Source organism: Rhodoferax sp., assembly GCF_018780565.1.
Classification (GTDB): domain Bacteria; phylum Pseudomonadota; class Gammaproteobacteria; order Burkholderiales; family Burkholderiaceae_C; genus Rhodoferax.
Genome location: NZ_JADMJN010000010.1, coordinates 12,330 through 35,160, shown reverse-complemented (window position 1 = coordinate 35,160; position 22,831 = coordinate 12,330). Strand labels below are relative to the sequence as shown.

24 protein-coding genes are annotated in these 22,831 nt (G+C 58.2%); 3 read left to right on the top strand and 21 right to left on the bottom strand.

What is annotated here, in order from left to right:
• Positions 1–12: 12 nt before the first annotated feature.
• From IV109_RS14125 to flgB, 12 genes are all read right to left on the bottom strand, one after another.
• Positions 13–1,266, bottom strand: a complete 1,254-nt coding sequence (locus IV109_RS14125) for an HDOD domain-containing protein (RefSeq protein ID WP_296697547.1) — start codon at positions 1,264–1,266, stop codon at positions 13–15.
• Between the two features lie 4 nt (positions 1,267–1,270).
• Positions 1,271–2,461: a flagellar hook-associated protein FlgL gene (gene flgL, locus IV109_RS14120; protein WP_296697545.1), complete on the bottom strand. Its 1,191-nt coding sequence runs from the start codon at positions 2,459–2,461 to the stop codon at positions 1,271–1,273.
• 27 nt (positions 2,462–2,488) lie between these two features.
• On the bottom strand, positions 2,489–4,399 hold the full coding sequence (flgK, locus tag IV109_RS14115; protein WP_296697543.1) for a flagellar hook-associated protein FlgK: 1,911 nt from the start codon (positions 4,397–4,399) through the stop codon (positions 2,489–2,491).
• 11 nt (positions 4,400–4,410) lie between these two features.
• Positions 4,411–5,313 carry a flagellar assembly peptidoglycan hydrolase FlgJ gene (flgJ, locus tag IV109_RS14110; RefSeq protein WP_296697541.1) on the bottom strand — a complete coding sequence of 301 codons (903 nt, stop codon included), beginning with the start codon at positions 5,311–5,313 and terminating at the stop codon, positions 4,411–4,413.
• A 1-nt stretch (position 5,314) separates the two neighbouring features.
• Positions 5,315–6,460, bottom strand: coding sequence for a flagellar basal body P-ring protein FlgI (locus IV109_RS14105; RefSeq protein ID WP_296697538.1), 1,146 nt, complete (start codon positions 6,458–6,460; stop codon positions 5,315–5,317).
• 33 nt (positions 6,461–6,493) lie between these two features.
• On the bottom strand, positions 6,494–7,216 hold the full coding sequence (locus tag IV109_RS14100; protein ID WP_296697535.1) for a flagellar basal body L-ring protein FlgH: 723 nt from the start codon (positions 7,214–7,216) through the stop codon (positions 6,494–6,496).
• A gap of 8 nt (positions 7,217–7,224) precedes the next feature.
• Entirely contained in the window at positions 7,225–8,007 is a 783-nt protein-coding gene (flgG, locus tag IV109_RS14095) for a flagellar basal-body rod protein FlgG (protein WP_296697533.1), read from the bottom strand.
• Between the two features lie 67 nt (positions 8,008–8,074).
• Complete coding sequence (locus IV109_RS14090; protein WP_296697530.1) at positions 8,075–8,815, bottom strand: flagellar basal body rod protein FlgF; 741 nt, start codon at positions 8,813–8,815, stop codon at positions 8,075–8,077.
• 40 nt (positions 8,816–8,855) lie between these two features.
• On the bottom strand, positions 8,856–10,067 hold the full coding sequence (flgE, locus tag IV109_RS14085; RefSeq protein WP_296697528.1) for a flagellar hook protein FlgE: 1,212 nt from the start codon (positions 10,065–10,067) through the stop codon (positions 8,856–8,858).
• A 66-nt stretch (positions 10,068–10,133) separates the two neighbouring features.
• Positions 10,134–10,787 carry a flagellar hook capping FlgD N-terminal domain-containing protein gene (locus IV109_RS14080; protein ID WP_296697525.1) on the bottom strand — a complete coding sequence of 218 codons (654 nt, stop codon included), beginning with the start codon at positions 10,785–10,787 and terminating at the stop codon, positions 10,134–10,136.
• A 17-nt stretch (positions 10,788–10,804) separates the two neighbouring features.
• Positions 10,805–11,209, bottom strand: a complete 405-nt coding sequence (flgC, locus tag IV109_RS14075) for a flagellar basal body rod protein FlgC (protein WP_296697522.1) — start codon at positions 11,207–11,209, stop codon at positions 10,805–10,807.
• Between the two features lie 25 nt (positions 11,210–11,234).
• The gene (gene flgB, locus IV109_RS14070) at positions 11,235–11,660 is read right to left on the bottom strand and encodes a flagellar basal body rod protein FlgB (RefSeq protein ID WP_296697520.1); all 426 of its coding nucleotides are present in this window, start codon (positions 11,658–11,660) and stop codon (positions 11,235–11,237) included.
• Positions 11,661–11,842: 182 nt separating this feature from the next.
• Between flgB and flgA the strand changes: the two genes are divergently transcribed.
• The 3 genes from flgA (at position 11,843) to IV109_RS14055 (ending at position 13,428) form a co-directional block, all read left to right on the top strand.
• The gene (flgA, locus tag IV109_RS14065) at positions 11,843–12,583 is read left to right on the top strand and encodes a flagellar basal body P-ring formation chaperone FlgA (protein WP_296697519.1); all 741 of its coding nucleotides are present in this window, start codon (positions 11,843–11,845) and stop codon (positions 12,581–12,583) included.
• A gap of 105 nt (positions 12,584–12,688) precedes the next feature.
• On the top strand, positions 12,689–13,015 hold the full coding sequence (gene flgM, locus IV109_RS14060) for a flagellar biosynthesis anti-sigma factor FlgM (protein WP_296697516.1): 327 nt from the start codon (positions 12,689–12,691) through the stop codon (positions 13,013–13,015).
• A 29-nt stretch (positions 13,016–13,044) separates the two neighbouring features.
• Complete coding sequence (locus IV109_RS14055) at positions 13,045–13,428, top strand: hypothetical protein (protein ID WP_296697514.1); 384 nt, start codon at positions 13,045–13,047, stop codon at positions 13,426–13,428.
• A gap of 91 nt (positions 13,429–13,519) precedes the next feature.
• On the opposite strand, the gene IV109_RS14050 is transcribed toward IV109_RS14055, so the two are convergent.
• The 9 genes from IV109_RS14050 to motA all read right to left on the bottom strand — a co-directional run bounded on the left by IV109_RS14050 (position 13,520) and on the right by motA (position 22,713).
• Positions 13,520–14,236: an RNA polymerase sigma factor FliA gene (locus IV109_RS14050; protein ID WP_296697511.1), complete on the bottom strand. Its 717-nt coding sequence runs from the start codon at positions 14,234–14,236 to the stop codon at positions 13,520–13,522.
• Positions 14,237–14,238: 2 nt separating this feature from the next.
• Positions 14,239–14,994: a hypothetical protein gene (locus IV109_RS14045; protein WP_296697508.1), complete on the bottom strand. Its 756-nt coding sequence runs from the start codon at positions 14,992–14,994 to the stop codon at positions 14,239–14,241.
• Positions 14,987–16,432 (bottom strand): flagellar biosynthesis protein FlhF, encoded by a 1,446-nt coding sequence (gene flhF, locus IV109_RS14040; protein ID WP_296697506.1) that lies wholly within the window; start codon positions 16,430–16,432, stop codon positions 14,987–14,989. Before flhF ends, IV109_RS14045 begins: the two co-directional genes overlap by 8 nt.
• Complete coding sequence (gene flhA, locus IV109_RS14035; RefSeq protein ID WP_296697504.1) at positions 16,429–18,510, bottom strand: flagellar biosynthesis protein FlhA; 2,082 nt, start codon at positions 18,508–18,510, stop codon at positions 16,429–16,431. The genes flhF and flhA overlap by 4 nt, the downstream gene beginning before the upstream one ends.
• The gene (locus tag IV109_RS14030; protein ID WP_296697501.1) at positions 18,507–19,664 is read right to left on the bottom strand and encodes an EscU/YscU/HrcU family type III secretion system export apparatus switch protein; all 1,158 of its coding nucleotides are present in this window, start codon (positions 19,662–19,664) and stop codon (positions 18,507–18,509) included. Before IV109_RS14030 ends, flhA begins: the two co-directional genes overlap by 4 nt.
• Positions 19,665–19,783: 119 nt before the next feature.
• A complete protein-coding gene (locus tag IV109_RS14025; RefSeq protein ID WP_296697499.1) occupies positions 19,784–20,425 on the bottom strand; it encodes a protein phosphatase CheZ in 642 nt (213 codons plus the stop codon).
• 5 nt (positions 20,426–20,430) lie between these two features.
• Complete coding sequence (cheY, locus tag IV109_RS14020; protein ID WP_296697497.1) at positions 20,431–20,820, bottom strand: chemotaxis response regulator CheY; 390 nt, start codon at positions 20,818–20,820, stop codon at positions 20,431–20,433.
• Positions 20,821–20,896: 76 nt separating this feature from the next.
• A complete protein-coding gene (gene motB / locus IV109_RS14015; RefSeq protein WP_296697495.1) occupies positions 20,897–21,835 on the bottom strand; it encodes a flagellar motor protein MotB in 939 nt (312 codons plus the stop codon).
• A gap of 17 nt (positions 21,836–21,852) precedes the next feature.
• The gene (gene motA / locus IV109_RS14010) at positions 21,853–22,713 is read right to left on the bottom strand and encodes a flagellar motor stator protein MotA (protein ID WP_296697493.1); all 861 of its coding nucleotides are present in this window, start codon (positions 22,711–22,713) and stop codon (positions 21,853–21,855) included.
• Positions 22,714–22,831: the final 118 nt, after the last annotated feature.

The window sequence follows — 22,831 nt, the reverse complement described above, 5'->3', positions numbered from 1 at the left end:
CCTGCGTGCCAGCTAGGCCAGCAACGCGCCCTTGGCCGGATGGTGCCGTACCGCAGACAGTGTGCGCAACAGGGCCCGGTTGACGGATTCATGGTTCATCTGGTGTGAGTCGCACAGCAGGCGCGTGGCGTGGGTGGCGGGGGACTCCAGCGCGGCGGCCATGTCAAGGTAAGGGGCGTAGGGGCCGCTATGACTCAGGATCGCCGAAATCAGGCGTTCCGGTAGGGGAAAGCCTGACAGGGCGGATTTCAGGGACTCTCCCAGCATCACGTCAATCTGCGACAGCAGTCCGCAGAGATAGATCTCCCGTCGCAGGTCGTCGCCATCGCCCGCATCCAGCAGATGCTCCATCAAGCGGGCACGCACCACCATGGCGGTACGCACGGGCTGCAGGTTCATGTCGCTCGTGGCATGGGGCAGCTGTTCCAGCAACCATGACCGAAGCAATGAATAGCCCAGCACCATCAATCCTTGGCGCAAGGATTCAATCTCGGTGCGCAAACCCAGGCCTGCAGAGTTGGCATAGCGCAAGAAACGGTAGGTCAGGATCGGTTCCTCGCTCAGGATGTGTTCGATCAGTTCCACCGACTGGTCAGCGTCAATGGCTTCGATCAGACCGACGATGGCACGGTGGCCGGGCTGGATTCTTTGATGCCTGTACCCGTGCAGAACGTCTTCCATGGGCCAGCCAGCCACGGCCCACGCAGCTTGTTCGTCCAGACAGTGCTCGATCAGGACACGACTGGCCACCGACTCGTAGATTTGACCTGCCAGCACCGGACTTTTCACCCGGCCCGCCTGGGCGGACTCCGTGCCACTGTGTTTGCGCAAGGACACCCGCAAGCCGGCCAATGCCTCGTCCGCCGTCAGTGTCACCATGGAGCGTAAAAAGCAGGGGGCCATGGCGGCGTTTGGCCGCAGGCCGGGCTCGCCCCGCCATATCAGTTGCAGGCCTCGTTGATGGGCTTGGTGCACGCGTTGGGCCATGGACGGGTCCCGCAACTGCTGGTCGTCGACGGCAATCCATGGACTGTCAATGGGGGCATGAGCCAGCATGTCCGACAGCAGTCGGGGAGACTGCACCGACAGCAGAAGTCTGGGGGCCTGCTCGGGCCACAGTTCGCCCAGCACTTTCAGCAGATGGGTTGCGTCCAGATGGCTTGTGTCGTCTGTACCGATGAACAGCTGAACACCGCTGATCTGGCGCAACTGATTCCAGAGCAACTGGTAGCCCAGAGAGACACTGCCAAGAACAGTTTGCGCCATGATGTCAGTTGATGAAGTTGAAGAGGGACAGATTCTGGACCTTGGCGTAGGACTGCAAGGCAGCCTGGTAACCCGTGTTCAGTTTCTCGAAATCCGAGATGCCTTTCACCATGTCCATGTCTTCGGCCTTGGCTTTGTCGGCAGTCAACTGGATGGTGCGGCCCTTCTGCGAGTTTTCAATGGTGTCGCCGCGGTTCAACCAGTCACCGGCCTGCCCGCGTGCGGACTGGATGCGGTCCATGCTGGCGTCAATCTGGTTCAGTGCCAGTGCCACGGCATGACTGAGCCGGTTGTCCCCCGGCGCATTGTTGATGCTGGCGATGGCGTCGTCCAGTACCTTGAACACATTGGTCTGCGTGCTGGCACTGAGTTGCAGGACATCGCCATTGGCCGGTGCACCGCTCGCGACAAATGACATGCCGTCGAACTGGATGGTCTGGCCGCTCACGTAGGGCTGGCCCGAGGCGATCGTGGCCGATGTGGTGGTGTCCACCACATCGTAGGTGGTCACGCCAGCGGCCACCGTGAACGTGACGCTGTAGTTGTCGCCCGTCACGGCCGCAGGAGATACCACCTGACCTTGAGTCGCCCATGCCGAGCCCGTGTTGGCGCCACCCAATGCAACGTTGAACGTGCCATTCCCGGTGGGAACAGCCATCCAGATGGCCTGGCCGTCCATGGCACCCGGCAGGGTGATCTCGGTGCTGGCGCGCTGGCCTGCGATTCCGTTGAAGACGATCCCGGTTGTGGCATCGGTGAATGGCGTGCCGGAGCTGCCCAGCCCGCCGAAAAGAGGGATGCCATTGGAGTCGGTGCGGTTCGCCAGCGAAAAAAGCTGGTCTCTCAAGCCCCTGATCTGATTGGCGATGGTGGTGCGATTGGTCGGGTTGTACCCGCCGTTGGAGGCTGTGAGAACCAGCTCCCGGATTTTTTGCGACAACTCCCCCGCGTCGCCGAGGGTGGACTCAGCCATTGCAATCGCATTGCGCTGCACATCCAGCGCGCGCTGCTCGGTGGCCACGCGTGTAATACGCGTGAGCGCGCGCTCCGCGACTGCTGCAGCCGTGGGATCGTCGCTGGGGCGATTGACCCGTTTGCCAGAGGTCAGGCGTTCCTGCTGGCTGGAAAGTTCGGACTGCCGTGTCAACAGGTTTTCCAGTGCATTGTCGTAAGCGTTGGCCGAGCCCAGTCGCATGATTTACTCCTCTAGGTGGCGCTCGAATTAACGGCCGATGGTTTGGGTCAGCGTGTCGAAAAGACTTTGGGCAATCTGCAGCATTTTGGCGGAGGCCTGATAGGCCTGCTGGAACTGAAGCAGCGTGGCAGCCTCTTCGTCAAGGTTGACGCCAGACACACTGGCACGGTCTTTCTCGATGTTGACGGCGATGGATTTGGATACGTCCGCGGCAAAACCGGCGCTTTGTACGCGCACGCCAATTTCCGACATGGCGCCCGCGTAGCCATCGGTCAGGGTGGCGCCATCAAACATGGTGATGTCGCGCAGAGCCATCATGGCCTCGGCATTGCCCGCATTCAGCCGGGGATAGGCATTGGCTTGCACGGTGAATGTGTCGCCCGCCTGGGCCGATCCCTTGAGTGTGAGCGACCAGCCACTGGCGCCCGGCGTCACCAGGTCATATTCGATGGGCTGACTGGGGGTGTAGGTGTAGGTGGTGGCCCCTGTGTCCGAGCGGGTGTAGGTGCCCGGTGCGGTGAAAGTCAGTGTCACGGCAGCCGGTGCAGGTACAGACCTGGCGGCCAGACTGTCGAGTGTCAGTGTGCCCAGGTTGGCGCCACCGGCGCTTGCCGCCACCGGATTGGCCATGGCCAGCGCACGTGGCGATGAAAATGCGGTGGAAATAGTGGCGGATGCGTCACTGAACGGGGTAATCAGAAAGCGGTCGCCAGCTGCCGCACCGGCGCCGATGGCAATGTCCAGCCCGTCAATTTGTATCGGCGAGGCGGCAAACACAGTGACCACACCATCGGACAGGCGGGTAATGCTGCCGGCGGTCGCGCCGGTAAAGTTGATTTCGTAGTTGGACGCAGCCATTGACGCCGTCCCCGAGGTCGGCGTGGTTTGAATCGTGACCTGCAGGGTGGCGCTGCCGGTGTTGCTGGACGAGGGCAGTCCGTCGGGTATGGGGTTAAGCTGAAACAGGTCGCCCCCTGCTGCCCCATTCAAGTCAATGCCCAGGTGGTGTTGGTCGTTGACGGCGGTACCAATCGCCAGTGCCATGCGTCCCAGCAGGTTCTCGGCATCGACCAGGTCACTATTCTGGAATCTCAGCAAGCCCGCAATCGTGCCACCGCCCAAGGTGGCCTCATCCAGGACGATGGACGTGCTGCCGCGTTGCATGGTCAGCTTGGCTTTGGCGGGGTCGCTGAATTCGTCGCTGGACAAACTCAAAGGCGTGACCGTATTGCCCAGCACCAGTGGCAGACTGCCGGCTACAAAAATTCCGACGGAGCCATCGTCGGCAGCCACTGTCGTGGTCTGGATGTATTGGCCCAGTTCCGAGATGAGCCGGTCCCGGTGGTCCAGCAGGTCGTTGGGGGACTGTCCCGTTCCCTGCGCCCGGGCGATTTCATCATTCGCTTCAGCAATGCGTATCGCCAGGTTGTTGACGGCGGTTACTGAATCGGCCAGCTGGCTTCTGACGCCCAACTTGAGGTCGTCCATTCGACTTGATGCCGCCCGAAAGCGTGCCGCCAGTTCGTCCGCCCGTGTCAGCGTCACGGAGCGCGCGGTCAGGTCGCTGGGTGCACCGACGACATCGGAAAATGAGTTGAGCATGTCGCTCACACCGGCGCCCAGACCGGTTGATCCACCCTGGAAGATGTCCTGCAACTGTTTGAGCTGGTCCAGCCGGACGGTGTCCGATGCGGAGACAGAGCTGGAGATGGCTGCCTGGCGGGTGAGGAAGTCGCTGTGCGCCCGCTGCACCGTCAGTACCTCGACGCCTTTGCCATAGTAGCCATTGCCGGAAAACTGCCCGGCAACACTGTTCAGGATGACCGACTGGCGCGAATATCCCGGCGTATTGACGTTCGCAATGTTGTTGCCGGCGGTTTGCAGCGCCGCCTGGTTGGCGATCAGAGCCCGGGTTCCGATATTGAGAATGCCGCTCATACAATTTCCATTCAGGCCTGTGCGCGTTGCAGGCGCAGCGTGGTGTTAATGGCCTTGCCGAGCTTGGAGGCGTAATCCGGATCGGTGGCGTAGCCCGCTTTTTGCAGGCCTGCGGCAAATGCCTGCACGGAGCCTGTTTGCTGGCTGGCCTGGGCGTAGCGAGGTGTTTGGGTAATCAGACGGGCATAGTCGCGAAATGAGTCTTCGTAAGAGTCATAGGCGCGAAACTTCGCCACGGTTTTTTTGGCAGCGCCGTTCACGTATTCGGTGGTGGTGACTTCGGCCACCTTGCCGGTCCAGCCTGCACCGGCCTTGATGCCAAACAGGTTGAAGGAAGGCGCGCCGCCCTTCATCTTGATTTCATGCTTGCCCCAGCCGGTTTCGTGCCCGGCCTGGCCCACCATGTAGCCGGCGGGAATGCCGCTGGCCTTTTCGATCTTGGCAGCGGCTTCGGTATGCCGGCGCACAAACTCGGTTTGACCTGTGGTGGCCTTGGGGCCATGGGCGCCATACGCGGCCAGCGATGCTGCACTGGCCCTGGCGCTGATTGGCGGTGTCGCTGCGGGTTTACTTCCCACATCCGTGGCACCGGCTTCAGCGACCCCCATCTGGCGTGAAAGTTGTTTGGCAATCAGGTCCGAGAGTCCGCCGGGCTGGCCGGACATCTGCACGGCAAACTGTTGGTCCAGCAGGTCCGCGCCCAGGTCGCCGCCGGGGCTGTCCATCAGGCCGGATTTCATGGTGGCTTCGCGCATGCTCTTGATGAGCTCGCGCATGAACAAGGACTCAAATTGTTTGGCGGTTTCCCTGATGGCTGCGGGCGTGTTTTGTCCAGCCTGCAGTTTCAGGTCGCCCAGCGAGCGTGCATCTGCCGCCAGCGCACTGGATGCGGAGGGGAGGTACCCGTAGCCCATCCTAGATAACCTCCAGCTCCGCGTTCAGCGCCCCTGCGGCCTTGATGGCTTGCAGGATCGCCAGCAGGTCCTGCGGCGTGGCGCCCAGCGCGTTCAGGGCGCGCACTACGTCAGACAACTGCGGAGAAGCAGGCACCTGAATCAGGATGCCCGGCTCCTGTTTGATCTGGATATTGCTTTTCTCTGCCACCACGGTTTGCCCACCCGTTGACAGGGGGTTGGGCTGGCTGATCACCGGCGTTGAACTGATACTGACCGACAAATTGCCATGCGCAATGGCACAGGGCCCCAGCGTCACGGCCTGGTTCAGCACAATCGAGCCGGTGCGGGAATTGATGACGACCTTGGCCGAAGGAACCGAGGATTCCAGTGGCAACTCTTCCATCTCGGCAATGAACGACACCCGTTCGTCAGAGGCGGTTGGGGCGTTGACTTTCACGGTACGTCCATCCAGCGCCTGGGCTGAGCCAGCGCCGAAGCGTTTGTTGATCGCCTTGGCTACACGCTGCGCAGTTTGAAAGTCCGAGGCTTCGAGCCCCAGGTTGATGCTGGTGCCTTCCAGCAAGGGGGTGGGGACCACCCGTTCGACCTGCGCACCACTCGGAATGCGTCCCGCGCTGAGGTGGTTGATTTGAACCTTGCTGCCACCGGCGGCAGCGCCTGCGCCTGCCACGATCAGGTTGCCTTGCGCCAGCGCGTAGACCTCTCCATCGGCGCCTTTGAGAGGGGTTGCGATGAGTGTGCCGCCTTTGAGGGACTTGGAGTTTCCCATGGACGACACATTCACATCGAGTGTCTGGCCAGGTCTGGCGAAAGCGGGCAGTTGCGCTGTGACCAGCACGGCCGCAACGTTCTTGAGTTGCAACTGGGCAATGGATGCCGCAGGCAGCGTAATGCCGAGTTGCTTGAGGTAATTGGTGATGCCTTGCGAGGTGTAGGGCATCTGGGTGGTCTGGTCGCCCGTGCCGTCAAGTCCGACCACCAGGCCAAAACCGGTGAGTTGATTGCTGCGCACGCCTTCCACGGCCGCCACTTCCTTGATGCGGCTCGCATGCGCCAAGGGGGCTGCAAACAGGCCGGCCATCAGACACAGTGCTGCCATCGACCAGAACGGTCGGGTTTTCTGTATGGTGTGGCTGGCTTGCATGTTGGTTACCCCTCGGCACTATTCTGGATAGCTTTAGAAAGGTAAAAAGCTGAAAAAGAACCGGGTTAACCAGCCAACTGTCTGTGCTTCGCCTTGGGCGCCCCGTCCTTTGGACTCAATGCGCGCATTGGCCACCTGGGTGGAGTTGACGATGTTGCCCGGTTGCATCAGACGTGGATCAATGGTTCCGGAGAATCGCAGGACATCGACATTCTGGTTGACGCCAATTTGCTTCTCACCGGTAACGACCAGGTGGCCGTTGGGCAGTACGTCGACGACGGTGGCGGTAATCGAACCGGTGAAGGTATTGGCACTTTCTGTGCCACCTTTGCCGGAGAAATCGCTGGCCGATGAGGTGCCCACGCTCAGCTTGGGCAGCTCGGAGGTTGGCAGAACGTCCGAGACAAAAGGAATCGTGAAAGCAGAGATACCGGCCGAGCTGGCGGATGTACGGTTCGCTGTGGATTTGGAGACCTGGCTGGCCGTCACTGTTTCGACAATCAGGATTGTGACAATGTCGCCCAGCGCACGTGCGCGCGCATCTTCAAATGCCGGCCGGTAGCTGACCTTGCTGAAAAGGCTGCCGGTGGCGGGCCGGTCGGCCGGGATGGCGGCGATGGGTTGTGTGGCTTTGGGCTCGACAAAATCCACTTTGACGGGTTGCGGCAATGACCCGCATGCAGAGCACAGCAAGCCAGCGCTCACTGCCGCAGCACAGCCTTTGAGGGTTCGGCCGAACGAAGTGGCCAGATTCATGAGGTAGTTCACAGTTGCCCCAGTTTCTGCAACATCTGGTCAGAGGTCTGGATCGCCTTGGAGTTCATCTCATAAGCGCGCTGGGTTTGAATCATGGTGACCAGTTCCTGCACCACGTTCACGTTGGAGGTCTCGACGAAACCCTGCATCAATGACCCCAGCCCGTTGGCGCCAGGCGTGCCACTGTTGGGTTGGCCTGAGGCGGTGCTCTCCGCATACAGGTTGCCGCCTTTGGGGTCCAGGCCAGCCGGGTTGATGAAGCTGGCCAGGGCGATGGTGCCAATGGACTGTGGTGCCGCATTGCCGGGCACTTGCGCGGTGACTGTGCCATCGGCGCCAATGGCAATGCTGGTGGCATTGGCCGGAACAGTCACGCCATTGGCAATTGGCAGACCGGTGGCTGTGACCAGTCGCCCTTGCGAGTCCACCTGGAACGCGCCGTCCCGTGTGTAGTTGGTCGTGCCATCCGGCATGGTGACCTGGAAGAAACCATTGCCTTGAATGGCCACGTCAAGCTTGTTGCCGGACTGTTGCAGATTGCCCTGGGCGAATGAACGGCTGGTCGCCACGGTCCGCACGCCCAGACCCAACTGAAGGCCAGTGGGCAGTTGGGATTGTTCCGAGCTGTTGGAGCCCACCTGGCGCAGGTTCTGGTACATCAGGTCTTCAAACACGGCATTCGCCCGCTTGAAGCCGTTGGTGGACACATTGGCCAGGTTGTTGGATATCACGTCCAGCTGAGTTTGCTGGGCTTCCATGCCGGTCTTGGAGATCCACAGGGAGTTGATCATGATTTAAGTCCTTGACGATTGCGTTGTATTCGAAGTGAGGGACCGCCTTGGCGCCCTACGCGGTGGCCTAGCCCTGCAGGCCCAGCAGTTGGCCGGCGGATCGATCGTTGGACTCGGCGGTTTGAAGCAGACGCATCTGGACCTCAAACTGCCGGGCGGTCTGGATCATGCCGACCATGGTTTCAATCGGGTTCACATTCGAGCCCTCCAGCACGCCCACCTGAACCCGTGCGTTGGTGTCGTTGGGCAAGGGGTCGCCGGAGGCGGCGCGAAACAGTCCATCGGTGCCGCGCTTCAAGGGATCTTCTGCCGTCGGCGTGATCAGTTTCAGGCGGCCGATGCCGGTAGGCGGTTGGCCACCGACTTTGGCGCTGAGGTTGCCATCAAAGCCGATGGCGACTTCAGCACCGGTAGGCACGGAGATGGGGGATCCGCCGTCACTCAGCACGGTCAGGCCGTTGCTGGTCAGCAGGATTCCTTCAGGGGAAACTTCAAAGGAGCCATTGCGGGTGTATGACTCGGCGCCATCCAGGCCCTGCACCGCAAACCACGAATTGCCCGTGGTCATGGCATCGAGGCTGCGCCCGGTTCGCTGGGGTGAGCCCGGTGTATCCAGGTGTCCGGCAGTTGCTTCCAGCGCGAAGACGCGGGTGGTTGCGCCTTCGCCCCGCAGCGGCACCGCGCGAAACGTGGACAGCTCGGCCCGAAAGCCATTGGTGGACGCATTGGCCAGGTTGTTTGACAGGACTGCCTGGCGGTGGGAGGCCGCGTTGGCGCCAGTCATCGCGGTATAAATGAGACGGTCCATGGCGGCTCCTGTTCAATGCGTTAGGCGTGCGTGGCCGGGTTCAGCGCAGGTTCACCAGTGTGGAGAGCACTTGATCCTGCGTCTTGATCGTTTGCGCATTGGCTTGGTAAGCCCGCTGCGCTGTCATCATGTTGATGAGCTCTTCGGTGACATCCACATTGGATTCTTCCAGTGCGCCAGCATTCAAGGCGCCGAGCTTGCCCTGGCCAGGCGCGCCCTGGATCGGTTGCCCGGACGCGCTGGATTCAATCCAGTTGCCTCCGCCGGTTGGGGTCAGGCCCTGCACATTGCGGAAGTCGGCCAGCGAGACTTGTCCGCCCGCTTGGGTTTCCCCGTTGGAGTAGCGAGCGACGATGACCCCGTCCGGACCAATCTTCAGGCCCACGAATTCACCGGGGGCGTAGCCGTCCTGCGTCAGGTTGGAGACGGAAAATCCGGCGCCATACTGGGTGGCGTTGGTGACGTCGACCGTGGGGGAAAAAGCGGGAACGATGCTGGGCGGCAATGGCGTCAGGGTCAATGTGGCGAGGCTGGAGCTGACCAGTGTGCCGGTTGCATCGAAATTGAGCTGGCCTACGGGCGCGCCACCGGTGGCCACGTCATAGACGTCCCAGTTGTCGGTTCCGGTTGTCGCCACGCGCTCGAAATACAGGTTGACAGGCAAGGCCACGCCTTGTGAGTCATAGGCCGTCAGCGAGGTACCGTAAGTGGTTCGCGGTGTGGGGGGCACGACTGAGGCTGCCACAGGTGCCCGCGCATCCAGATTGAACTCGGCGACGATGGCCGTGGTCTGGTTGGCCGCAATGGGGGCGGAAGTGGGAAGCTGCAACCTCTGAATCGTGGTGCTTGTGGCGACGCCCAGCAGATCTGTCGGATAGCCCATCACGTGGGCTCCTTTGTTGGTGACCAGATTCCCGGTCTTGTCGAGCTTGAACGAGCCGTCTCGCGTATAGGCGGCCGTACCGTCGGGCATCTCCAGCTGGAAAAAGCCACCGCCGTTGATGGCGAGGTCGAGATCCCGCCCGGTAATATTGATGTTGCCCTGGGAAAACTGTTGCGTCACGGCGGCAACTTCAACGCCGATTCCAGCTGCATTACCGCCCGTTCCCCCCGTGGAAGCGGCAACAATGTCCGCGAATTCAGTGCGCGAAGCCTTCATTCCCGTCGTGTTGGCATTGGCAATATTGTTGCCAATCACGTCGAGATTGCGGCTGGCGGCGTTCAAGCCGGAGAGACCTGTTTGGAATGACATGGTGTTTTCCTTTCAAAATGCGCGGCAGGGTGATTGCTGCGAAAGTGTTGTTGCCGTCGCTGATACCTAGAGAATTGCCTTGACGTCGCTGTAGGCTACAGCACTGCGTCCCTGCAGTTGAACCATCATGGTGCCGTTTTCACTGCCAACCGACACAACAGTATCGCGTGCCAGTGCCGTGCTGCCAATGGTCTTGGTGCCCAGTGTGGCCGATACCCTGAAGCTGGGTTCTCCGCTGCCCGTGTAGGCAGATGAATTCCAGTCGAATGTATGTCGACCCGCGCCAAGCGCTCCCAAATTGAGGGTGTCCAGGACTTGTCCGCCGGGCGACAGGATGTCCACCTTGACCGCATCGGTATTGCCGTCGAGATCAATGGCGCCGCTGGCGATGCCGGCTTTGCGGGTCAGGGTGTTGCTTTCCACCAAAACGTTGTGGCCCACCATGGATGAACCCTGCATCACTTGAAGCGAGGTGAACTGCGCTGCCATGCTCTTGAGGGTTTCATTGACCTGCTGAATGCCTGTTACGGTATTGATCTGCGCCATCTGACTGGTCATTTGCGCGTTGTCCATCGGATTCATGGGATCCTGGTTGTTGAGTTGCGCAACCAGGAGTTTCAGAAAGCGGTCCTGCGCCGCCGTCGTGTCCGATACGCTCGCAGAGCTCGTCAGCGAGCTGGTGTTTGACGTGGCCGTAGAGGCGCTTGTGGCGGATATCATGAAAAATCCTTTTGTGTTTACTGACCCATTTGCAGCGTCTTAAGCAGCAATGTCTTGGCAGTGTTCATGACTTCGACGTTGTTTTGGTAGGAACGTGACGCAGAAATCATATTGACCATCTCTTCGACCGGATTCACATTGGAATGGGTGACATAGCCTTCGGCATCGGCCGATGGATGACTTGGGTTGTGAACTTTTCGAAGCGGCTCATTGCTTTCGCGAATGGCGTTGACCCGCACCCCGGACGAGGCATCCGATCCCATGGGGGTTGTCTCAAACACAACCTGCCGGCTTTTGTAGCCTTGTCCATCCGGGCCGGCCACGGCATCGGCATTGGCCAGGTTGCTGGCCACCACGTTGAGGCGCTGCGACTGTGCGCTGATGGCGCTGCCGGATACATTGAATATCGAGAACATGGACATGGTGGGTCTCCGCGGCTAAGGCTTTTTACTGGCCTTGAATAGCACTCAAGATAGTCTTGGAATGGCCGTTAATAAAACGAAGCGTGGCTTCATAGCGCACCGAATTGTCAACAAAATTGGCGCGTTCCCGGTCAAGGTCGACGCTGTTGCCATCCATGCTGGGTTGGCTTTGCGTGGCATAAGCCAGGGCAGAGGAGCCGCCCAGAGATCCGTTGGCATTGCCTGGGATCGGAATGTGTTTGGCATGCGCCGCTGTGCCTGAATTCTGGCTGGCTGAGCTGAGTCCGCTGCCCATGGCATTGTTCATGGCGTCTTTGAAATTCAGGTCGCGGGCTATGTAACCCGGCGTGTCGGCATTCGCGATGTTGCTGGCAATGAGACGTTGTCGTTCGGCGCGCAGTACCAGGGCCTTCGACTGGAAGTCCAATCCATTGGTCATATTTGCGAACATGAGAACCTCAACTTTCGGTTATCCAACCCGATGGCAAGGGCCTCCGGATTCGATGTGAGGCAATTATGGGAAAAACTTTAATTTTCTATACGTCTAATAACGGGGCAAATACCCCTTACTTGAGGCATTTATGGTGTTGTGCGCTGCCTATAGTCCAGATTCACGATGACGGAAAGGGCGCCATGTTCAACAAGTATTCATCTCCAACTCATCTGATGCATTGGGCATTGGGCTTGGTCATGGCCTGCTTTTTCTCACTGTCGGTGCACGCTCAGGAAGTGGGTGTCGGCCCTGAATTTTTTGCCGGCGCACAGCGCTGGCTTGACAATGCCGTGTCCAGTGTCCGTCCGACTGGCGCGGCGCCGCTTCGCATGGAGGTGGCATTGGGTGCGCTCGACAGCCGCCTTCGGCTGGCTCCCTGCCCAAATATTGAGCCCTATATCCCGGTTGGGACGCGCCTGTGGGGGAAAACGCGGCTGGGCTTGCGTTGCCTGGACGGGGCGACAAAATGGAATGTGTTTTTGCCTGTCACGGTGCGGGCCTACGGGTCCGCTTGGGTGGTCAAGGGTAATGTTGCCCCGGGTACTGTTTTGACGGAGGCCGATGCCATGGAGGCTGAAGTCGATTGGGCCGAGGATGCAAGCCCCATCGTTGGCATGCCTGCACAGTGGTTGGGGCAGGTTGCATCCAGGGCATTGACCACCGGTCAGGCATTGCGTCAGGCCATGATCAAGCCGGCGCAGGTTTTTCAGGCGGGCACCCAGATTCGGGTGGTCGCTCAAGGCCCGGGTTTCCAGATTACCTCGGATGGACAGGCCTTGTCAGCCGGTGTGGTTGGGCAGGCTGCCAGGGTTCGCATGGACAATGGGCGCATCATGTCCGGGGTTGTACTGGATAACCGTACAGTGAAGTTGGAAATATGACACCCCATCTTTCTTTGTCACGGTTGGAAATAGGCCTAAAGTCAGCTTGGAATGAACCGATAACACTCGTACGAGGCTACATTTGTAGTAGTTTTGGAGAGCATGATGAAAATAGGCACACCTTCTGACAGTTCAATTCCAGTCGGTTCGACTGCTTCGCCCCAGGCCCCCAAGGCAGGCGAGAGTGCGAGTTCGACTGCCAATGCCGCTGCTGCCAAGAGTACGCAGTCTGCGGGCGTTGCCGTCACGGTATCGACTTTGGCACGCACGCTGGAGGCGGCAAGCGCCAGCGAGGCTGCAGATGTAGATACAGCCAAGGTGGATGCGGTGCGGACGGCCATCCAGCAGGGTACGTACGTGGTAAATCCGGAAGCTATCGCCGACAAATTGCTGGCGAATGCTCAGGAAATGCTCAATCGCACCCGTAATTGATTTGCGAATTTGCTTGTTTTGAGGTTGCCATGAATTTTCCCGCTCATATTGAAAAAGCACTGACCGACGTTGAACTTTGTTCTACCGAGGTATCTTCAGCGCTTGTGAGCGGAGAGCCTCTGGCGCTGGTCTCCGCCAGTGCTGCCCTGCGGCAGGCGGCGCTGGATTTTTCACAGTTGTTGCAAGACATCACACAGGTTGACCTGAAGAGCAAGAATCTGAAGCTGCGTTTGAAAAGAATCGCAGACATCATGGCTTTTCAGCGGGAAAGCCTGATCCGACGGACTGTTTTGGTGGAACGGGCGTTGAACGCCATGGTTCCGGCTACTCAAAGCACGACGTACGCGCAAGTTGCTGGCCCCTATGGAAGTCCCGGCAAGCAAACCGGTGCGTTCAAATTGTTGTCGGCCTGAGCGGCGGCTGATCCCCTGTCTGGCCGGTTTGGTCAGCCCTCACTTCTTGCTTGTGATATTTCGGATCAGGTCCGGGATCCTGGACACATCTTCAATGCGAGCGCATCTTCGCCCGCAACCGGGCAATGGACTGACTGTGCAACTGGCATACACGTGACTCTGTCACGTCAAGCACTGCTGCGATCTCTTTCAGGTTCATGTCTTTTTCGTAATACATGCTCATGATGTATTGCTCACGTTCGGGCAGGTTCTTGATGGCCGCGATCAAGGCTTGCCGAAATCGATGATCGCGCAGCATGTTCATCGGGTCGGCATCAGTGTCCGCGACATGGCGATCCAGAAAATTGTCTTCTTCCTCGTTGCCGCGGGCCATATCCTCCAAGTACACAAGCTGCGTGCCTCGAACCTTGCCAAGCAGGGTCTGGTATTCCGTCAAGCTCAGGCCCAGTTCTGAAGCGACTTCCCCTTCCAGTGGACTGCGGCCCAGCCGATGTTCCAGCTTGCGCAAGGCCTGTTCGATTTCCTTCTGGCTTTTCCGGGAGCCGCGAGACATCCAGTCGTTTTCGCGCAGCTCGTCCAGCATCGCTCCGCGAATCCGCTGGGTGGCAAAGGTTTCAAACTGAACGCCTTGGGTGACCTCATAGCGCGTCAGGGCCTCAGACAAACCGATCAAACCCACCTGGATCAAGTCATCCACCTGCACGTTGGCGGGCAACTTGGCCATCATGTGATGTGCCAGCCGCCGAACCAGTGGCTGGTACTGCTTGATCATGGCGTTGCGGTCCAGTTGGCCCTTGGCTGTGTACATCATCAATGGCTCCCCACATTGGGATTACGGTGAAGTGGCATTGCATTTTCGAGAAGTCTCAGCGCGAGTCGGCTCATGTCATCAGACCGGCGTTCACCAGGCTGCGGCGTATGTACAGCCAGGGAATCAAGACGGTAACCCAAAAACGTCATTGCGCATTCCTGTAAATTTTTGATCGGGGGCGATTCGGTCATGGATGCGTTCAAAAACGGTTCACTCACTATAGAAGCCATAGTAGGGCGAAGCTTGGCGTTTAGCAACATCTGTTTCAGGGCGCGGTAGGCGCTGACGGGTGACGTTTTGAGCGGCGACACGGTGAGCAGCGGCTCGATGTCGCTCCCGGGCAGCAACAGGGTGAGTACATCCGCGCAGGCGTAGATGACGATCACGCCAAAATTCTGCAACAGACCGCCCAAGGGGTTCAGGAGCGCGCCCTGTGCAGGATTCTGGGTACAAAGCCGCTGGAGTCCAAGCGCTGCCGGTATGACCGAGCATGAGCGCAGGCTGTCGTGATCTTCGCCATGCCAGCCACCATGGTCCAAAAGCTGAGCCAGTCCGGGGTTGTCGGCGGATTCGGTGGTCGTGGCATCCAGCACGGCCACAGGGTAACCAAAATCAACCAGGGTCGAGCAAAGGCTCCAGAGCAGGGGCAACTCACCCTCCTGGCTGCCATGACTGGCCATCGCAATAACGCGTGGCGCCGCATGCAAGCCAATGCCCTGCAGTCCGACTCCCTGATTGACGCAGGTTTCAAGCATCGAGTCTCACCGAATGTGACGCATTGGGCTGGGTAAAGAAAAATCCCAAGTCCGCCGCAGTGGGGTCAAACGCAGATTTGACCGGCGCGCGCATGGACTGGCGAACCAGTTTGGCCGCATCCGCCGACTCCCAGTCCTCGGGAACTTTCTGGCCCATGGTCACGCCCCGCAGGACCAGCTGGTGACGGATGGCCGCATCCAGTGCAGGGCCCAGTTTGGCCGCTTCGTCAATCTTGGAGAGTACCGCTTGTTGAACCCCATTGGACTTGAACGACGAAACCACGTCGTCCAGCGTATCGCCATGTCCGCCGGCATTGAGCACCAGCAGGCGGTTGACCTTGGGGAGATCGAGGACATCCAGCATGTCCCGCTTGCGGGGGTCGCTTGGAGCGAGTCCTGTGGTGTCTACCAAAATCATCTTTTTGTTGGCCAGCAGGTTCAGAAGGTCTTGCAGAGCCGCCCGGTCATGCGCGAGGTGGGCCACAACGCCCAGCATGCGGCCATAGGCCCGCAACTGCTCATGGGCACCGACGCGATAGGTGTCCAAAGTGATCAGTCCTACACTGCTGGGACCATGTGTTCGCGCGCACAGTCCGGCCAGTTTGGCTGCGGTGGTTGTTTTTCCAACGCCGGTGGCGCCCACCAGTGCATAGATACCGCCTTCTTCATGCAAGGGGCGTGACGCCGCGTCGGTTTTCAGGTTGCGTTCCAGAACATCCATGACCCAGCGCATCGACTCTGCAGCGCCGATTTCTTCCGGCATGCGCTCCAGGATGGTTCTTGCAAGGGTTGGTGAATAGCCTGCGCGGATCAGCTTGAGCATCAAGTTGGACTGGATCGGATGCTGGCGCGCTTGCCCCAGCCATGTAAGGGTGTTGAACCGGTCATCGATCAATGCCTTCATCGCCTGCAACTCGTCCACAATGCCTTGGGAAAGATTGGGCGCATAAGTGGTCGGCGTGGAGGTCGACGGCATCTTTCTTGCCGCGATCGGTTTGGTGGCCTGCGGCCGAATTTCGAAGGGAATGGGTTCGATCGGCGCGCTTTCGACCTGAGGCCGGGGTGGGGCGATGTCCTGAACTGACGCAGCTTCAGGTTTCGCGGCGATGGCCTCTTGACGGCGGCGCAGCATTCTTTCCCGCACATAGTCTTGAAACGACAAGGTGCTCATGGCGAGTTGGGTGGCATCATCCTCGACCTGGTTTCTGGATTCTGGCAGGCTCTGGTTCTGTGGTCGGCGCAGGGGTGCCTGGTCTTTGCTGCGGTTCGCCAGATCAGAGCGATCCAGCGCCGCCAAAGTGTCTTCGCCGGTAGCCACAACCTCAACACCGGATGCCGTAGGGCGGTTTGACAGGATCAGTGTTCCGTCGCCAAAGGCGAGCCGTGCCTTGGCCAGTGCCTCTCGGGCTGTTGGTGCGGTAAAGCGTTGAATGTTCATGATGAAGCACCTCTGAGAATCGGACCTATGCGGATAGTGTGGGATTCAGGGATTTCGCTATGCGCGAGAACCTGAAGCCGTGGCGCAACGCGACGCACCAAACGGGCGATGGCGCTGCGAATTTGATCGGGGACCAGCAGGCACGCAGGAATACCAATTTCCTCCTGCTTGAGTGCGACTTCTGCGGCCGTTCGTGTCAGGATGTCGGCGACGCCAGGGTCCAGAGCGGGTCCTGCTGCATTGCCCAGTGCCTGGACGAGAAGCCGCTCCAGGGAAGGGTCAATGGCGATGACGTTGAGTTCACGCGTTGAGCCGTAGATTTGTTGCACGATGGCGGGAGACAATGCGATCCGGACGCGCCGCGCCAGCTCAGCCGGATCTGTGATGGTGCCCGCATGCTCGGCAATGGATTCGATGATGGTGCGTATGTCTCGGATATGCACCGATTCATCCAGCAGCAGTTGCAGGACCTTTTGGAAAACAGCGACGGAAACCATTTTCGGGACCACTTCTTCAATCAGTTTGGGCGCCTGTTTGCTCACATGTTCTACCAGTTGCTGCGTCTCTGTTCGACTCAGTAATTTCGAAGCCTGTACCTGCATCAAGTGTGACAAATGGGTCGCCATGACAGTCTCGGAATCAACCACCGTAAAACCGGCCATTTGCGCCGCTTCCTTCTGCCGCTCGTCGATCCAGTGTGCCGGCAACCCAAAAGCCGGGTCTGTTGTGGCGGTGCCGATCAAGGGGCTTGTGATGCCCCCTGGATTGATCGCCAGGTACATGCCGGGAAAGGCCTCGCCTTCTCCCGCAATAACGCCACGAAGGGTGATGCGATACCCGCTGGGTTTGAGTTCCAGGTTGTCCCGCACATGGACCGGGGGTGGCAGAAACCCCACCTCCTGCGCGAATTTGCGGCGCACGCCCTTGATGCGGGTGAGCAGATCGCCTTGGCGATTCTTGTCGACCAGGGCGATCAGTCGATATCCCAACTCCAGTCCCAACTGATCGACGGGTTGCAGGTCATCCCAGCTAGCTTCGCCATCGGAGGTTGGGGCTGGCACAATGGAGGCTGGATCGATCGGTAAGGGCTTGTGCGCAAGAACCCAGGCGCCATAACCCAGAACGATCGATATGCCAATGAACACGACATGTGGCATGCCAGGAATCACGCCAAGTATTCCCATGATGGTTGCCGTAATTCCCAGAACGCGTGGTGAGACAAACATTTGCTGGACGATCTGGCGACCAAGGTCATGATCCTTGCCCACGCGAGAAACCACCATCGCAGCGGCCACCGAGATCAGAAGTCCAGGAATTTGTGCCACCAGGGCATCACCGACCGCCAGCAAGATGTAGGTGTCTGCAGCCTGCGAGGCGCTCAAGCCATGCTGCAAGACGCCGACCGCAAAGCCGCCAAAAATATTGATCAGCAGGATCAGAATACCGGCCACCGCATCACCGCGAACAAATTTGGATGCGCCGTCCATGGAGCCGAAAAAGTCAGCTTCTTCGGAAACCTCGGCGCGACGCCGTTTGGCTTCCTTCTCGTCAATCAGGCCCGCATTCAGATCCGCGTCGACCGCCATCTGTTTTCCTGGCATGGCGTCAAGCGCGAATCGGGCAGAGACTTCGGCGATACGTTCAGCACCCTTGGTCACCACCACGAAATTGATCACCACCAGGATGGAGAAAACAATCAATCCGACTGCGAAGTTGCCACCAATAAGAAAGTGACCAAATGCCTCGATCACTGCGCCCGCAGCGCCGGCGCCCGTGTGACCTTCCAGTAATACGACGCGTGTAGATGCCACGTTCAGCGACAGCCGCATCAATGTGGTGAGCAAAAGCACGGCGGGAAATGCCGCAAAGTCCAGTGGACGAATCATGTAGGCCGCCACCATCATCACCATCAAGGCGACTGAGATGTTCAGCGTAAAGAAGGTATCCAGAAGCCATGGCGGAAGGGGCAAAACCATCATGGCCAGAATTGCCACGACCAGCATCGGCGCTGCCGCTCCTTGAATCAGCGACGCGTTGCCGCCAAACCATTGTTGAACTGCTTTGAGTTGTGGGTTCATGTGGCTGGCGTGTTGGCGACGACCTTGGACAAGGGGTCTAGTTCAGCAGGAATAAATGGCTGTGGTGGGTCGCCCGGCATGGGGCCATCACCCCGCATAGCTGCCTTGAGCCGGTAGATGTAGGCCAGCACCTGTGCCACAGCGGTATACAAACTTGCGGGGATATCCTGGTCAAGCTCTGCATTGGCATAGAGGGCGCGTGCCAGCATGGGAGATTGCAGTACCGGAATTGAATGGAGTTTGGCGACATCTCTGATCTTCATGGCAAGAAGATCAGCGCCTTTGGAGATGACCTGGGGGGCGCGCATCGTCTTGTCATCGTATCGGATGGCCACCGCAAAGTGGGTCGGATTCATGAGAACGAAATCAGCCTTTGGAACGGCACCGACACTGTTGCCCTGAGAAATTTCACGCTGCCTGCGGCGCAGCTTGCTCTTCATCTGCGGATTGCCGTCCGACTCCTTGTGTTCCTGTTTGACCTCCTGGTGAGACATCTTCATTCGCGACTTGTGAAGAAAGCTTTGCAGGGGGACATCCACCATGGCAACCAGCAGCAGCACAAGCAACAGCAAGCCCATGCCAGCCTTTAGCCAATCTGTCAGGTGATGGATAGCTGCTGCGGAGGGTTGCATGACCAGAGAGGCCAGGGAATGCATGCTGGAGCTCAAATACGTCGTGCCGATTGCAATCAGCACAGCGGTGATAAAGCTCATCTTTACCACTTCGGACAATTTGTCTTTGGTGAACATGCGACCAAAGCCCTTGAGCGGATTGAGTCGGCTGAAGTCCGGCATGATCGGTTTCAGACTTGCAACCCAACCACCTGCTGCCACTGCGCTCAGCGCTGCAACCGTCATGGTGATGGCTGCAAAGACCACACAGCCCAGCAGTCCGACCATGGCCATGTCTTGCAGTCGAGTCAACATCATGCCTGGCTGCGTGATCGCTGACGCATCGAAGGCGAGCTGCTGACTCAGCTGCAGCTTGAGCCGCTCAAACATGAGGGGTGCCAAGGCCATCAAGCCCAAGGCGCCTGCGCCCAGAACGGCCAGGTGAGACAAGTCCCGCGAGCGTGTGACTTGCCCGTCATCCCGCGCCTTCTTAAGCTTTCGCTCAGAAGCGGGTAAATTTCGATCCTGACTGCTTGATTCCATGACGGGGAGACTGTTAAGTTCTCCCCATTGTCGTGACGGGATTTGCTAACTAAAGGCTGAAAAGAGGGGCTTTAGCCCCTCACTTTGACTCTGTCGCCGTGGCCGGCGGTAAAGTGAGTTCAGAAACCCAGACTTGCCAGGAGGTCATCAACTTCAGATTGACCGGTCACAACATCAGGGTTGCCTGCGGGGTTGACTGCGGGACCGGATAGCGCAGGTTGGTACTCGGCCACAGGTGCCGGTGCTTTGACAACGATGTCAGGAGGAGCTGTCTGGATCAATAGCTGGACCAGTTGCTCTTCAATATTTGCCGCCAGATTGACAACCTTGGCAATCACCTGACCCGTTAGATCGTGGAAGTCCTGCGCCATCATGATTTCCGTCAGGTGCTCGTCGATCTGCTTGGTGGAATCTTCAACATCGGTCAAAAAATTCATGACATGGCCCTTGGCCACGGCTGCCACCGGGTCCTTGACGATCAGTGCACCAATGCGCCGTGTTTCGGAAGCGATATGGTCATGCTGAGCCTTGGCCTGGTCAACCCGGTTAAGCACTTTTTCGGCGGCCTCACCTGTGAGTCGGGCGATATAAGACAGGCGACTTTTGGCGTCAGGAATTTCACCCGCCCAGCCTTTGACCTTGTCGGTCAGTCCCAGTCCATTGAGCGAGTCATGTAATTGACGGGTCAGAACGCCGATGCTGTGATGAATATCCGACGGGGCTACAGTGCTCACAGTAGGTGTTGGGGTATTGCTTTGCATGGTAATTACTTAAGGCCCATTTTGGCGAGGATAAGGTTGACTTTGTCTTCTAGTGTGGCCTTGGTAAAAGGTTTCACGATATAACCGGCGGCGCCTTGCTGCGCCGCAAGCACAATGTCTTCTTTTCGGGCTTCAGCCGTCACCATGAGAACGGGGAGATGTTTCAGCTTCTCATCCTTTTTGATTTCACCCAGAAGCTGAAACCCGTTCATGTTCGGCATGTTGATATCGCTGACAACGAAGTCAAACTTGCTGTTTCGAAGCTTTTGCAGCGCCACCACACCATCTTCTGCCTCATCGGCCTCCGAATAGCCGCATTCTTTGAGAAGATTGCGCACGATCCGGCGCATTGTGGAAAAGTCATCAACAACCAAAAACCGAAGCTCATTTGCCATGGGGCACCCTTTCAATGGCGTTTTTCCAAACTGACACTAGTATGTACTAAATCATCGTGCTTTACAGCGCGCTTGTCTATTGTCTATTGTCCAATTTTCCCGCATTTGCGGGAGTTTCGGAGCCAGTGCCAATCGGCGCGCGCCCTGTTCCCATAAGTCGCTCTTCAGCTTCTCGCGTCATGACGATGATGCTGATGCGCCGGTTTGCGGGGCTTAAGGGATTGGCCTCATCCAGCAAATAGCCAGAGGACAATCCGACCACACGGGCTAACTTGTCATCCGGCATGCCTGCGGCAACCAGCTCCCGTCGTGAGGCATTGGCGCGGTCAGCGGACAATTCCCAGTTGCTGTAGCCGCGTTCTGCGTTGCTGTATGGGGCCCGGTCCGTATGCCCATCCAGACTGATTTTGTTTTCGACCCCGTTCAGGGCGGCACCAATTTCCCTCAAGATATCACGCATGTAGGGTTTGACCACGGCACTGCCGCTGTCAAACATCGGACGCTTCTGATCGTCTACGATTTGAATTTGCAGTCCATCGGGCGTGGTGTCAAGTCTGATCTGGGAGCTGAATTCCGCCAGCTTTGAACTGTTGGAGATGACGGCGCTGATTTTTGCGCTCAATGCCGCAAGCTTTTTGGCGTCCTGTTTGGCGACTTCAGCTTTCATGGCTTCACTTGCCATTTTCTTGTTGATAGGGTCTATGCCTTCGCCACGCCGCGATTGTCCACTGCGTTGCGTCAGGTCTGCACCACCACCTGGAAGGATGCTGTTGCTGGCCCCGGCGCCACTCCCCCCTTGCATGGAGACCTTGAGGGGCGCTGAAAAAAAATCAGAAAGTCCTTTCTTGTCGCCCTCTGACGTGGAGCCAAGCAGCCACATCAACAGGAAAAAAGCCATCATGGCCGTCACAAAGTCGGCATAGGCGATTTTCCATGCGCCGCCATGGACTGCATGGCCGCCTTTTTTGACCTTCTTGACGATGATCGGCTGCAGTTTTTTAGCGTCTCCAGCCATTTCAGTCTGTCTCTCGCTTATTTTTTCCCGCGCACATGGCTTTCCAGTTCGGCAAAGGTGGGCCGCTCTGTCGAAAACAGGACTTTTCGGCCAAACTCAATGGCTGTTGAAGGGTTGTAGCCCTGCATGCTGGCTAATAATGTTGTCTTGATGCACTGCAATTCCTTGCTGCCATCCTCTGTTTTTTGCTCCAACAAACCGCCCAGAGGTTCGACAACCCCATAGGCCAGCAAAATCCCGAGAAAGGTGCCGACCAAAGCCGATGCAATCATGCCGCCAAGGACTGCCGGTGGCTGACCCACTGAACCCATGGTGTTCACAACCCCCAATACTGCGGCAACGATGCCGAAGGCCGGCAGAGCCCCAGCCAGCCTGGCAATAGCGGCAATCGGTGCATGAGCTTCTGCATGGTGAGTGTCAATCTCACTGTCCATCAAGGATTCGATTTCATGGGCATTGAGGTTTCCTGAAACCATCATGCGAAGGTAATCAGTCATGAACTCCACCACATGATGGTCATTCCCAACGGTCGCATACTTCTTGAAAATTGCAGATTCATGCGGGTCTTCGACATCTTTTTCGATGGCCATCAAGCCCTCTTTGCGGGCTTTCTGCAGAATGTCATACAGAAGCGCCATCAGTTCAAGATATCTGGCCTTGGTGTACTTTGAGCCTTTCACGGCCTGCGGGATTAGCTTGATGGTCGCCTTGAGAACCTTGGGTTGGTTATTGACTGCGAAAGCTCCCAATGCACCACCAAAAATTGTGATCAATTCGAAAGGCAGGGCTTCAAGAATGACTTTGATGTTGCCGCCATGGAAGACGTAAACACCGAAGATGCAACCCATGGAGACCACATAACCGATGATTACTATCATGTTCGTGCCGAGTCAATGTGAGGGGTCGCAGCCATAGTTAGAGCGTCAACTATAGCTTGCGTTGATTCATTTTAGGGAACATAAATGATCGCCATAAACAAGAAAAGAGCCCCAAAGG